At 67.1% G+C, this 12,576-nt stretch carries 11 protein-coding genes and 1 pseudogene; 9 read left to right on the top strand and 3 right to left on the bottom strand.

Annotated features, from left to right (window positions below; translation table 11 throughout):
* The first annotated feature begins 38 nt into the window (after nucleotides 1-38).
* On the top strand, nucleotides 39-749 hold the full coding sequence (locus tag G205_RS13320) for a zinc metalloprotease (RefSeq protein WP_009358432.1): 711 nt from the start codon (nucleotides 39-41) through the stop codon (nucleotides 747-749).
* A gap of 199 nt (nucleotides 750-948) precedes the next feature.
* Here G205_RS13320 and G205_RS13315 read toward each other — a convergent pair whose 3' ends face one another.
* A complete protein-coding gene (locus G205_RS13315; RefSeq protein ID WP_235046915.1) occupies nucleotides 949-1,323 on the bottom strand; it encodes a hypothetical protein in 375 nt (124 codons plus the stop codon).
* A gap of 268 nt (nucleotides 1,324-1,591) precedes the next feature.
* Here G205_RS13315 and G205_RS13310 point away from each other — a divergent pair, with 268 nt between their 5' ends.
* Genes G205_RS13310 through G205_RS13295 form a run of 4 tightly spaced genes read left to right on the top strand, consistent with a single transcriptional unit; the run spans nucleotide 1,592 to nucleotide 5,412 of the window.
* Nucleotides 1,592-2,704, top strand: coding sequence for a PP2C family protein-serine/threonine phosphatase (locus G205_RS13310; RefSeq protein WP_009358429.1), 1,113 nt, complete (start codon nucleotides 1,592-1,594; stop codon nucleotides 2,702-2,704).
* Nucleotides 2,701-4,662, top strand: coding sequence for a glycosyltransferase family 2 protein (locus G205_RS13305; RefSeq protein WP_009358428.1), 1,962 nt, complete (start codon nucleotides 2,701-2,703; stop codon nucleotides 4,660-4,662). The genes G205_RS13310 and G205_RS13305 overlap by 4 nt, the downstream gene beginning before the upstream one ends.
* On the top strand, nucleotides 4,662-4,994 hold the full coding sequence (locus tag G205_RS13300; RefSeq protein WP_009358427.1) for an STAS domain-containing protein: 333 nt from the start codon (nucleotides 4,662-4,664) through the stop codon (nucleotides 4,992-4,994). Before G205_RS13305 ends, G205_RS13300 begins: the two co-directional genes overlap by 1 nt.
* Nucleotides 4,987-5,412 carry an ATP-binding protein gene (locus G205_RS13295; protein WP_009358426.1) on the top strand — a complete coding sequence of 142 codons (426 nt, stop codon included), beginning with the start codon at nucleotides 4,987-4,989 and terminating at the stop codon, nucleotides 5,410-5,412. Before G205_RS13300 ends, G205_RS13295 begins: the two co-directional genes overlap by 8 nt.
* Nucleotides 5,413-5,474: 62 nt before the next feature.
* Here the strand turns inward: G205_RS13295 and G205_RS13290 are convergent, their stop codons facing one another.
* Nucleotides 5,475-6,701 carry a GAF domain-containing sensor histidine kinase gene (locus G205_RS13290; RefSeq protein ID WP_152419587.1) on the bottom strand — a complete coding sequence of 409 codons (1,227 nt, stop codon included), beginning with the start codon at nucleotides 6,699-6,701 and terminating at the stop codon, nucleotides 5,475-5,477.
* A gap of 260 nt (nucleotides 6,702-6,961) precedes the next feature.
* Between G205_RS13290 and uraD the strand changes: the two genes are divergently transcribed.
* From uraD to G205_RS13270, 4 genes are all read left to right on the top strand, one after another.
* Nucleotides 6,962-7,459, top strand: a complete 498-nt coding sequence (gene uraD / locus G205_RS13285; RefSeq protein WP_009358424.1) for a 2-oxo-4-hydroxy-4-carboxy-5-ureidoimidazoline decarboxylase — start codon at nucleotides 6,962-6,964, stop codon at nucleotides 7,457-7,459.
* A complete protein-coding gene (gene uraH, locus G205_RS13280; RefSeq protein ID WP_009358423.1) occupies nucleotides 7,456-7,794 on the top strand; it encodes a hydroxyisourate hydrolase in 339 nt (112 codons plus the stop codon). Before uraD ends, uraH begins: the two co-directional genes overlap by 4 nt.
* Before the next feature lie 142 nt (nucleotides 7,795-7,936).
* Nucleotides 7,937-8,746: an IclR family transcriptional regulator gene (locus G205_RS13275; RefSeq protein WP_009358422.1), complete on the top strand. Its 810-nt coding sequence runs from the start codon at nucleotides 7,937-7,939 to the stop codon at nucleotides 8,744-8,746.
* Between the two features lie 224 nt (nucleotides 8,747-8,970).
* Nucleotides 8,971-11,478: a GcvT family protein gene (locus G205_RS13270; protein WP_009358421.1), complete on the top strand. Its 2,508-nt coding sequence runs from the start codon at nucleotides 8,971-8,973 to the stop codon at nucleotides 11,476-11,478.
* Between the two features lie 63 nt (nucleotides 11,479-11,541).
* On the opposite strand, the pseudogene G205_RS13265 reads toward G205_RS13270, so the two are convergent.
* Nucleotides 11,542-12,576, bottom strand: a pseudogene (locus G205_RS13265) (molybdopterin dinucleotide binding domain-containing protein); the annotation flags it as partial.

Here is a 12,576-nt window from a genome sequence, read left to right as displayed (position 1 = left end):
TCAGGATCAACGGAGCGTGCGCAAGGGCAGGAACAACCATGGAATCGGCCGCTGAAGAACTCGTCCACCGCCTCGGGAACACCTTCGCCTGCGCCACCGAGGGACGCGGGCACGCGACCCCCGGCGGGCGTCCGCCCAGCGAAATAGTGGTTGATGCAACGGAGGGCTTCGTTCCCTTGTGGCATCCGGGCACCATCCTGAAGTGGCGGTTCCAGGAGCGGTCCTTCGCACTCGCCCCCAACGCGGAACAAAGCAAGAGCGTGGTCAGAGAACTGATGGGCGAATGCCTGCTCCGCTGGGGCACCGCCGCTCCGATCCGGTTCACCCGGGACGACGATCTGTGGGACTTCGAGATCGTGCTGCGGAACGCCCCGGACTGCACGCCCGCAGGCTGCGTCCTGGCCAGTGCGTTCTTTCCCGACGGCGGCCGGCACCAGCTGACCATCTACCCCACCATGTTCCAGCAGTCCCGCGAGGAACAGGTTGAGACGATGATCCACGAGTTCGGCCACGTCTTCGGCCTGCGGCACTTCTTCGCCAATATCCGGGAAACCGCCTGGCCCTCGGAGGTCTTTGGAACGCACGAACCGTTCACCATCATGAACTACGGGGCCAACAGCAAGCTCACTGACGCGGACCTGGGTGATCTGAAGGAGCTGTACCGGCTGGCGTGGAGCGGCCATCTGGCCAGCATCAACGGCACGCCGATCCGCCTGGTTCACCCCTACAGCTTCACGGGGTCAGTTTGATTGGCCATTGCCAGGGAGACGGGCGCCTAGGGTTTTTTCCACCATTTCCGGGACCAGTCCCGCTCCATGGCCCAGAGCGCCAAGAGCAGCGCATCCACGGTCATGAGTCCGGCGATAAGGTACGCCCAACCGGCCATCCAACCCACTGCAATCTCCTGACTGTCTCCCCCAGCCACTCGATTGCTCCTAAGTGTGACACCTAAACCGCTGCGGCGGAACGCCCCAAATCCACAGACCTGAAAAGTGCCTCCAGCCTGTTGTGCGCCTCGGTCTCCAGCTTCAGCCGGCGCGTCAGCTTCTCCACCTGGTCGGACATCGCGGCGCCCACCGGCAGCCTGTCGCCGGGCCAGCTCGAGACTTCCCGCGACTCCGCAAGGGCTGCCGCGAGCGCCTTCGCCGCGGCTCGAACTTTCCGCGAGTGGACGTAGACACGGAGCAGCGCCCTGGCTTTATCGAGGCCCGTCCGGACCAGTCCCGGCGGGACCTCCACGTCAGCTGCCGGCCCGGGCGCGGCAACGGCAGGCACAGCAACAGCAGGCCCGGCGGGCGCCGGCGCCCGGTAGGTGATCTTCATTTTCCCCATGGCTGCTCCCGCCTTCCCGCAAGCCGTCCAGCTTCCGGTGGGCCGCCGTCGACCGTTCTCCTGCCCGGAAGATCTGTCACTTCGAGTGTCCCGAACCATGCTCAACATCCGGGCAAGCGGATCCCAAGATTGCCGCAAGATCCTCCAAGGGCTCCAGTAAAGGCCGCAAACGGCATGCGGGCGGGGTGCGGCAAGCCTGAAAAGCACTGTGAAGTCCTACGACATGCCCCGTCGCGGTTAATACGGTAGAAGTAGAGCTATGGTCTCAACCTCCGAAATCCGTCGCGCCGTTGTCATCGAGGACGACCCGGACATCCGGGGGCTGCTGGTCCGGGTGCTGCAGAAGCAGGGGTTTGAGGTATCGCAGGCAGCCGCAGGGCTGCCGGGCGTTGCGGAAGTCCGCCGCGTCCAGCCGGACCTGGTCACGCTGGACCTGAACCTTCCGGACCTGGACGGCCTGGAAGTCTGCAAGCTGCTGCGCGAGTTTTCGGACGCGTTCATTGTCATGCTCACCGCCCGGGCGGACGAACTGGACAAGCTGACCGGGCTGGACAACGGGGCCGACGAATACATCAGCAAACCCTTCAGCCCGCGCGAGCTGCAGTCCCGCATCAACGCCCTGTTCCGCCGCAGGCCCTCGGCCGCCGCGGACTCGGCCGCCCGCAGCGAACTGGAACGGGCCACAGAGGTCCAGCAGAGCCTCCTGCCCAAGGAGGACATCCGGGTGGAGGGGTACGACGTGGCCGGCGTCTTCCGCCCCTCACGCAGCGTGGGCGGCGACTTCTACGACTGGTACCAGACCGCCGACGGGCTGCACCTCACCTTCGCCGACGCCATGGGCAAGGGCATGGGCGCTGCCCTGATCGCCGCAACGGTCCGTGCCGTCATGCGCTCCACCGGCCACCGGCCGGACCTGGACGGCGCCTTCGCCTCCGCCAGCAAGGCCATCGCCACGGACCTGGACTCCTCCAACTCTTTCGTCACCCTGTTCCATGCGCGGCTGGAGGCGGCCTCGGGGAAGGTCAGCTATGTCGACGCCGGCCACGGGCTGGCGCTGCACGTCCAGCCGGGCGGGACTGCTGAGCGGCTGCCCTCCGGCGGCCCGCCCGTGGGCGCCTGGACGGGAACGGACTGGCCACAGTCGGCCTTTGAGCTGGCCCCCGGCGATTCCCTGGTGGTGGTCAGCGACGGTGTCCTGGACGTTTTCGAGTCAGTGGAGGACTTCACCGACGCCGTCCGGACCGCCACGCTGGGCCATGGCTCCGCCCATGCCGCCAGCAGCGCCATTATGGCCCTGGCCCCCGCGGAGACGGCGGAGGATGACGTGACGGTGGTCGTGGTCCGCCGGCTGCCTGAGAAAGCCACGGCATGACCCGCTTCCTGACCCGCCTGGTAGTGGTGCTCACCGTCATCACCGGCGTCAACTACATCACCTGGCGCTGGCTGGCATCGCTGAACTGGGACGCCTGGTGGATCGCCCTGCCGCTGGTCATCGCCGAAACCTACAGCCTGATCGACGTCATGCTCTTCGGCATGACCGTCTGGCGGCTGAAGATCCGCAAGGGCGCGCCGCCGCCCCCGCCGGATGCCACCGTGGACGTCTTCATCACCACCTACAACGAAGACCTGGACATGGTGATGACCACCGCCCTGGCGGCGCAGAAAATCCGGCACCCGCACAGCACCTGGATCCTGGACGACGGCGCCCGCCCCGAACTCAAGGCACTCGCCGAACAACATGGGCTGGGCTACGTGACGCGCAGCGAGGACTGGACCTCGGACCTTCCCCGCCACGCGAAGGCCGGCAACCTGAACAACGCCCTGATGCAGACCCACGGCGAGTTCCTCCTGATCCTGGACACGGACCAGATCCCCGAACCGGACATCCTAGAAAAGACGCTCGGCTACTTCAACAACCGCCGCGTGGCCCTGGTCCAGACACCGCAGTACTTCAGCAACGTTCCCGCCGATGACCCGCTCGGCAGCCAGGCGCCCCTGTTTTACGGCCCCATCCAGCAGGGCAAGGACGGCTGGAATGCCGCCTTCTTCTGCGGCTCCAACGCCATCCTGCGCCGCGAGGCGCTGATGCAGCTGGGCCTGGTGGGCTACGTCAAGGAAACCGAAAAGAGCATCCGCCGCGCGCTGGCAGCATCCCAGACCGCGATCAAGAAGGCGCGGAAATCCGCCGACATGGAATCACCGCTGGTGGCCGAGGTGCTGGACGAGGTGGAGGCGGCCACCCGGGAAGCGCAGAAGGAACTCGACGCCGGGAAGTCGCTCAGCGAGATCACCTACCGTGTCCGCCGCCGCGTCGATGCCGCCGTGCAGACCCTGGTCCTTGCCGACGTCGAGGCCCTGCAGTCCGACCTCGAAGAGATCGCCGCCATGGAACTCGCCCATGTGGGCGAGGCCGGGGTCCCGGTAGTGGCCGACGACGCCGTCCAGCGCATGTCCCGCCGCGACTGGTCCCCGCTGGGCGCCCTCGAATCCGTGCAGGCGGTCCTGGACGCACTGTCCGTGGAACGCAATGACGAGGCCCAGCCCGTCATGCCCCTGGCCACCATCTCCGTCACCGAGGACATGGCCACCGCCATGCGCATGCACGCCATGGGCTGGGAGAGCGTCTACCACCACGAAGTCCTTGCCTACGGGCTGGCGCCGGAGGACCTGAAGACCATGCTCACGCAGCGGCTGCGCTGGGCCCAGGGCACCATCCAGGTGCTGCTGCGCGAGAACCCGCTGGTGCAGAAGGGCCTGAAGCTCGGCCAGCGGCTGATGTACTTCGCCACCATGTGGACCTACCTCAGCGGCTATGCGGCCGTCATCTACTTCGCCGCACCGATCATCTACCTGCTGCTGGGCATCCTCCCGGTCACCAGCCTGAGCTGGGATTTCTTCATCCGGTTCATCCCCTTCATGGTGGTCAACCAGATCCTGTTCGCCGTGGCCGGCCGGGGCATCCCCACCTGGCGCGGGCAGCAGTACAGCCTGGCCCTGTTCCCCACCTGGATCAAGGCGTGCTCGACGGCGGCCCGGAACGTCTGGTTCGGCCGTCCCCTCGGGTTTGCCGTCACCCCCAAGGCCCGCCAGAGCGGCGGACCCAGCTGGAGCCTGATCCAGCCCCAGATCGTGGTGTCGGCGCTGCTGGCCGTGGCCGCCGTCGTCGGGATCATCCGGCTGGCCACCGGACTGGCGGAACCGCTGGGCACCCTGGTGAACGTCGCCTGGGTCATTTTCGACCTGGTGGTCATGAGCATCCTGGTCCGCGCCGTGCTCTACAAGGGGTATGAACCGGCCGCAGAACCCGCAGTTACAGAGAAGGAGTCCTGATGGAATTCAGTTACGAAGTGCGAGATTCGTACGCGGAGGTCAAGGCGGACGGGCGGCTCAACATGGTGTCCGCCCCCAAGCTGCGCGAGTTCGTGACGGATGTGATTGCCGGCGGGTCCAACCGGATCGTGGTCAATCTGGAAAAGACCGCCTTTATGGACTCCTCGGGCCTCGGTGCGCTGATCGGGTGCCTGAAGGCGGCCCGGCAGGCAGGCGGCGACCTCCGGATCGCTGCCGTCCAGCCGCAGGTGAAGATGGTCCTGCAGCTGACCAGCATGGACAAGGTCCTCACCGCGTACCCGTCGGCCGACGAGGCGTTCAGCAATGACTGACGTCCTCGCCTCCCGCAGCTTCCGGGGACCTGCTGCGGAGGACGCCGTCGAATCCGTCCACAACGACCTGGACAGCTTGTGGCTGGACGTCCCCTTCGTCCAGGACATGGACCAGATGACGTTCACGACGGCGGTCATCGAGTCCGTCTCCAACATCATCCAGCATGCCGAGCCGGCCGGGGACGAACCGGTGGAGCTGGGCGTGGACATCACGGTCCAGCCCGCGCTGCTCCAGGCCCGCGTCAGCGCCTTCCACGCCCAGCCGCCGTTCGGCCCGATGGAACCGGCAGTCCCCGGCGAAGATTCGGAGTCCGGCCGGGGCCTGGCCCTGATCGAGGCGCTGGTCACCACTGTCACCTTCGAGCGGCAGGAAAGCACGAACACCTGGGTGCTGTCCCGGACGTCCTCCCAAGGGTAATTCCCGTCCGGTGGTTGAGCCTGTCGAAACCGGTGCTCAACCACCGGAAAACGAGTCCTGGCCTAGGGTTCAGCGGGGAACAGCACCGAGACGGTGGTGCCGCCGCCGGGAGTCTCGCTGATGGACAGTTCGCCGCCGTGCGCCTGCGCGATGCGGCGGCACGTGGCCAGGCCCAGTCCCGTGCCGGGGCCGTCCCCCGGACGGTTTAGCCGGACCAGCGGCTCCACCGCCCGCTGCCGGTCGGCAGGCTGGATGCCCTTGCCGTTGTCCGCCACGTGGATGGTCATACCCAGGGGGCAGGGTTCGGCGGTGACGGTGACCTCAAGCTGCCGCCGCGGGTCCGGGTAGTTCAGCGAGTTGGCCAGCAGGTTCTGCACCAGCGTGCGCAGCTGCCCCCGGTCCGCGAAGAGTTCCGCGTCTTCGCACAAAATCCCGCTGCCCAGCCCCAGGTCCACACCAACGTCCTGCGCGGCTTCTGCCGTGACGGCGAGCAGGGAGACCCGCTCGGGCTTCAGGGCTCCGTCGGCACGGGAGTAGTCCAGAACGTCGTCGAGCGTGGCGAGCATGCGCTCGCCGCCGTTCCTGATGAGCGACAGGTACTCCCCAAACCGGTTCCCCGGCGGGATCTGCGGATCGTCCTCGGCGAGCTCCACGTAGCCCAGGATGGTGGTCAGCGGGGACCGCAGGTCGTGGCTGACCCGGCCGGCAAACTCGGCCAGCATGGCGTTGCTGCGCTGCAGTTCCGCCAGTGCAGCATCGAGCTGGAGCGTGCGGTGCTGCAGCTCCAGCAGCTCCACCACCTGCCGGGCAAGGACCTCCAGCAGGCCGATCTGCTCCGGGGTGGGAAGCTCCGCCTGGTCCGAGAACACGCAAAGCGAGCCAAGCACCAGCCCGCCGCCAGTCACCAGCGGCACTGACGCGTAGAAGCGGACGTGGGCGATCTCCCCCGTGACGAAGGGGTTGGCGGAAAACCGCGGATCATGGGAGGCGTCCCGCACAACGGTGGTGCCGGGATTAAGGAAGACGGTGGCGCACATGGAGTCCTCGCGCGAGCAGATCCCCGGGTCGATGCCCGAGGCCGCAATCTGCAGCTGCTGGTCCGCGGTGATGATGTTGACCACGCTGTACGGCACTCCGCAGAGCGAGGCAGCCACGCGGACCAGGCTGTCCAGCGTGCCCTGGGCCCGTTCATCCGCCAGTGCCGGTATTTCCCCCGGCGCCGCGGGCAGGAGCCCGTATTCCTTCAGGCCAAGCTCGCGCCCGGCGTCCCGATCGGTCAGCATTTGCATAGCCGCACCGTCCATATTCTTTTCTTCCCCAGCATTTCAGCCCGGGCCCCAGCGGCCCTTCCGTGATGATACCGGTCATGCACAGGCGGTGTTGTAGTCTCTTGACACCGGGCAGCAGCTGCCCTTGAATATTACGTATGCTGAAATAACAGTTCCATGATGCGGAAGCTTGTCGTGCACCCTGCCGGCAGGTCCGGGAAGTCCGGTCTCCGCATAGCCGTCACCATGGATGCCAGCATTCGTACCGAGGACCAGCCAGCATGAAGCTTGCCGAATTCAACACCGCGGACCCCGCCGCGGCCGCGGACACCCTCCGGCCCTGCATCGATGTCAGCAGGTGGGTTGACGCCGTCGCCGCCGCCCGCCCCTTCTCCACCAAGGAGGACCTCCTGGCCTTCGCGGCGGAGGCTGCCAACCCCTTCACTCCCGCCGAGGTGGAGGCGGCCATGGCCCACCACCCCAGGATCGGGGAACGTCCGACGGCGGCCACCGCCGAAGCGTCCATGTCCCGTTCCGAGCAGTCGGGCGTCGACCCGGCGGACGCGGCAGCCGCCGAGGCCCTGGCGAAGGGGAACCGGGACTACGAGGAAAAGTTCGGCCGGGTCTTCCTGATCCGCGCCGCCGGCCGCACCGCCCCGGAAATCCTGCAGTCCCTCAATGAACGCCTCGCCAACTCCCCCACCCAGGAAGACACCATCGTGGCCCAGCAGCTGCGCGAAATAGCCGTCCTGCGGCTGGAAGGACTGATCACCGAATGAGCGTCTCCCACGTCACCACCCACATCCTGGACACCGGTGCCGGACGACCGGCGGCGGGGGTCGCCGTCGTGCTGTTGAAGAACGACGGCGGCACCTGGCTGGAGCTGGCAAAGTCCATCACCGATGCGGACGGCAGGGCCAAGGACCTGGGCCCCGAGCAGCTGGAACCGGGCCACTACAAGCTCAACTTCGCCACCGGCAGCTACTACGCCGGACTGCAGACGGCCACCTTCTTCCCGGAAGTGGACCTCGTGTTTGAAGTGACAGGCCCCGAGCACTACCACGTACCGCTGCTGCTGAGCCCGTTCGCGTACTCCACCTACCGCGGCAGCTAATCCCGCAACCAGGAGTTTTGTCCAGCTACGGCGGGCTCCGGGCACCGGAAGTCGCCATATCTGGACAAAACTCCCAACGTGGGGCGGTGTGCGGCTTCCGGAATATCCGTCCGGCCGCCGTTCCCGACATAGGATCGGCAGTATGGGCCCTAAAAACGAACTTGAATCCGACGCCGAGGCCGAGGGCGGCCAGCAGGGCGGTGTCCAGTCGGTGGAACGCGCGTTGACCGTCCTGGAGATCCTTGCCCGCGAGGGCCATGCCGGCGTGAGCGAGATCGCCGAGGAGATGGGTATCCATAAGTCCACGGTCTCGCGGCTGATGGGTTCCCTGGTGAGCCGTGACATGGTGCACCAGAACAGCGACCGCGGCAAATACCAGCTGGGGTTCGGCATCCTGCGCCTGGCCAGCTCCATCCCCGGCCGGCTGAGCCTGGTCCGCGAGGCGAGGCCGGTGCTGGAAAGCCTGGCCCTGGAATACAAGGAAACCGTCAACCTGGCAGTCCTGCGCTCCAACTATGCCGTGAACGTGGACCAGGCGATGGGCCCCTCCACGCTCGCCACCTACGACTGGGTGGGCAGCCTGACGCCGCTGCACGCCACGTCCAGCGGGAAGATCCTGCTGGCCGCCTTGAGCGCCGACGAGCGGGACCGCATCCTGAAGGAGACGGGCCTGACCGCCCGCACCTCCCGCACGGTCACCAGCCGCAAGGAGCTGGACAAGCAGCTCCATGAGGCCGCCGCCAACGGATATGCGGTGGTGCGCGAGGAGTTTGAGATCGGCCTGAACGCGGTGGCGGTTCCCGTCTTCAACCACCAGGGCGTGGTGATTGGGGCAATCAGCATCTCCGGGCCGGCTTTCCGGTTCGACCCCGAGAAGACCCCGGGCCTGCTGGAGTCGCTCAAACAGGCCGGCCTGAAGGTCAGCACCAACATGGGATACACCCGGCACTGAACGAAATGCCCCTGGACCGGAGTCCAGGGGCATTTTCATTTGTCCGGCCGCGTGCGTGGATCTGGACATCCCGGCAGGCAACAAAGCCGGAAACCCTTGACATTGGGCGTGGCCTGCATCACGGTGTTGCATATAGCGATGCGTGTTGCTCAAGACGAATTGGAGCACTACGCACTGCCCGTAACGCCGCCCTGCCAGCCCACGCCCCAGGAGAACCACAGACCATGAGCGCATCACCGCGCGTCGTCATCATCGGAGCCGGCATCGTCGGCACCAACCTTGCCGACGAACTCGCCAGCCGCGGCTGGACCAACATCACCGTCGTCGAGCAGGGGCCGCTGGAACTGGCCGGCGGGTCCACGTCGCATGCGCCAGGCCTGGTGTTCCAGACCAACCCGTCCAAGACCATGACGGAGTTCGCTACTTACACCGTGGACAAGCTGCTCTCCCTGACCGCGGACGGCGTCTCCTGCTTCAACCAGGTGGGCGGGCTCGAACTGGCCACCACCGAGGCCCGGCTCGAGGACCTCAAGCGCAAGCTCGGCTACGCCACCTCCTGGGGCGTGGACGGCAGGCTGGTCGACGCGGACGAGTGCGAAAAGCTCTGGCCGCTGCTCAACAACGGACCCCTCGCCGACGGCCGCGGTATCCTGGGCGGCCTGTTCGTCCCCTCGGACGGCCTCGCCTCCGCCGCCCGCGCCGTCCAGCTCCTGATCGGCAAGGCCCGGGCGGCGGGCGTCACCTTCCGCGGCTCCACGCCCGTGACGGGCATCGAGCAGGCCGGCGGCAAGGTCACCGGCGTCCAGACGCCCGACGGCGTGATCCCGGCAGACATCGTGGTGTCCTGCGCCGGGTTCTGGGGCCGCGAGCTCGGCAAAATGGTGGGCCTCCAGGTCCCGCTGCTGCCGCTGGCCCACCAGTACGTCAAGACCACCCCGGTGAAGGCGCTGCGCGGCGCCAACGAACTGCCCAACGGGGCCAGCAAGCCCATCCTGCGCTACCAGGACCGCGACCTGTACTTCCGCGAGCACGGCGACCGGATCGGTGTCGGCAGCTACGCCCACAAGCCCATGCCGGTGGACATGGCCCGCCTTCCGCGCGTCGGCGCGGACGAGATGTCGGACCACAACATGCCCTCCCGCCTGGACTTCACCCTGGAGGACTTTGCCCCGGCCTGGGAGGACTGCCAGGACCTGCTGCCGGCCCTGCACACCGCCCAGATCCACGACGGGTTCAACGGCATCTTCTCCTTCACCCCGGACGGCGGCCCGCTCATGGGCGAGGCCCCGGACCTGGACGGGTTCTTCGTGGCCGAGGCCGTGTGGGTCACCCATTCCGCCGGCGTGGCAAAGGCCATGGCCGAACTGCTGGTGGAGGGACAGTCCCGCACCGACCTGCACGGCTGTGAACTCACCCGCTTCGAGAAGGTGCAGACCTCCGACGCGTACGTCAGTGAAACCTCGCAGCAGAACTTCGTGGAGATCTATGACGTCCTGCACCCGCTCCAGCCGCGGGAATCCCCGCGGGATGTCCGGGTGAGCCCGTTCAACGTGCGACAGAAAGAACTTGGCGCGTTCTTCCTCGAATCGGCGGCCTGGGAACGTCCGCACTGGTTCGAGGCCAACCGCGGCCTCCTGGAGCACCTGCCTGCCGAATGGCAGGTCCCGGAGCGGGATGAATGGGCCGGCATGTTCTACTCCCCCATTTCCGCCGCCGAGGCGTGGAAGACGAGGACCGCCGTCGCGCTGTACGACATGACGCTGCTCAAGCGGCTGTCCATCACCGGGCCGGGTGCGCTGGACCTCCTGCAGCGGCTCAGCACGGGCAACATCGCCAAGAAGCCCGGCGCCGTCACCTACTGCCTGCTGCTGGCGGACGACGGCGGCATCCGCAGCGACGTCACGGTGGCCCGGCTTGGGGAGCAGGACTTCCAGCTGGGCGTGAACAGCAACGTGGACTTCGACTACCTGCGCGTGGAGGCACGGCAGCAGTCGGCGGCCGATCCCGCCCGCTGGGTGCACGTCACGGACATCACCGGCAGCACCTGCTGCATCGGCCTGTGGGGCCCGCTGGCGCGCGAGGTGATAGGCAAAGTCAGCACCGACGACCTGAGCAATGACGGCCTGCGCTACTTCCGCACCAAGGAAATCAATGTGGGCGGCATCCCCGTCACGGCCATGCGCCTGTCCTACGTGGGCGAACTCGGCTGGGAGCTGTACACCACGGCCGAGTACGGGCTGAAGCTCTGGGACCTGCTCTTCGAAGCGGGCCGGGAACACGGCATCATCGCCGCGGGCCGCGGCGCCTTCAACAGCATGCGGCTGGAAAAGGGCTACCGGCTCTGGGGCACGGACATGACCACGGAGCACCACCCCTACCAGTCCGGCCTCGGTTTCTCGGTGGCGAAGGACAAGACCGGGTTCGTGGGCGCTGAGGCCCTCGCGGCCCGCAAGGAGCAGCCGGCCGCCAAGACGCTGCGCTGCCTGACGGTCGACGACGGCACGTCGGTGGTGCTGGGCAAGGAACCTGTCTACGTGAACGGCGAGGCGGCCGGCTACGTCACCAGCGCCGCGTACGGCTTCTCCATCGGCAGGCCGATCGCCTACGCCTGGCTGCCGACCGCCGTCGGGGTGGGCGACGCCGTCGAGATCGAATACTTCGGCCGGCGCGTGGCTGCCACCGTGACGGCCGAGCCGCTGTTCGACCCCGGCATGGAGCGCCTCCGCGGCTGACCCCACCAATTGAAAGTGCCCCGCCTCCTGTCCGGAGGCGGGGCACTTTTTGCGCTGGTACTGTTAGGCGCCGGCCGTCTGGAAGGCCGGTTCTTCGGCCGCTGCGGCGTCGCCGGTGTGGGGTTCGAAGCGGACGAACATGGCTTTGAAGCCGGGGGTGTTGGATTCGCGGGCGACGTTTTCCTTGTGGACCAGGGCGTTGGCTTCGGGGAAGTAGGCGGCGGCGCAGCCCTTGGCGGTGGGGTAGGCCACGAGCCGGAATTTGTCCGCGCGGCGGTCGACGCCCCCAAAGGTGCTGACGACGTCCACCAAATCGCGGTCGTTGAAGCCGAGTTCGGTGAGGTCCTCGGGGTGGATCAGGATGACGCGGCGGCCGTCGGAGATGCCGCGGTAGCGGTCGTCCAGGCCGTAGTAGGTGGTGTTGTACTGGTCGTGGCTGCGGATGGTCTGCAGGACCAGGTGGCCTTGGGCGGGGTGAGGTATTCCAGCGGGCTGACGGTGAACCGGCCGCGGCCGATGTCCGTGGCGAAGGACCGGGTGTCGCGGGGCGGGTTGGGCAGCACGAACCCGTTCTTGGTCCTTACCCGGGCGTTGAAATCCTCGAAACCGGGCAGGACGCGGGCGATGTGGTCCCGGATGACGTCGTAGTCCTCGGCCATCGCTTTCCAGTCCACGGGGTGGTCCGGGCCGAACGTGGCTTCGGCCATCCGTGCCACGATGACGGGTTCGGCGAGCAGGTGCTCGGAGACGGGGGTGAGGCGGCCCTGGGTGGAGTGGACCACGGACATGGAGTCCTCCACGGACAGGAACTGGGCGCCCTTGGGGTGCTTGTCGTCCTTGTCCGTCCGGCCCAGGGTGGGCAGGATCAGCGAGGTGCGGCCGTGCACGATGTGGGACCGGTTGGGCTTGGTACTGATGTGCACGGTCAGCCCGATCCGCTGCATGCCGGCTTCGAGGACCTCGGTGTCGGAGCAGGCGAGGGAGAAGTTTCCGCCCATGGAGACGAACACGTCCACCTCGTCACGTTCGAACGCCTCCATGGATTCGACGCAGTCGTAACCGGTGATGCCCGCTGGGGTAGGTCGACTGGGCCGGAAC

The organism is Arthrobacter nitrophenolicus, assembly GCF_000332815.1.
Taxonomy (GTDB): Bacteria; Actinomycetota; Actinomycetes; order Actinomycetales; family Micrococcaceae; genus Arthrobacter; species Arthrobacter nitrophenolicus.
This window is presented reverse-complemented; position numbering and strand designations above follow the sequence as displayed.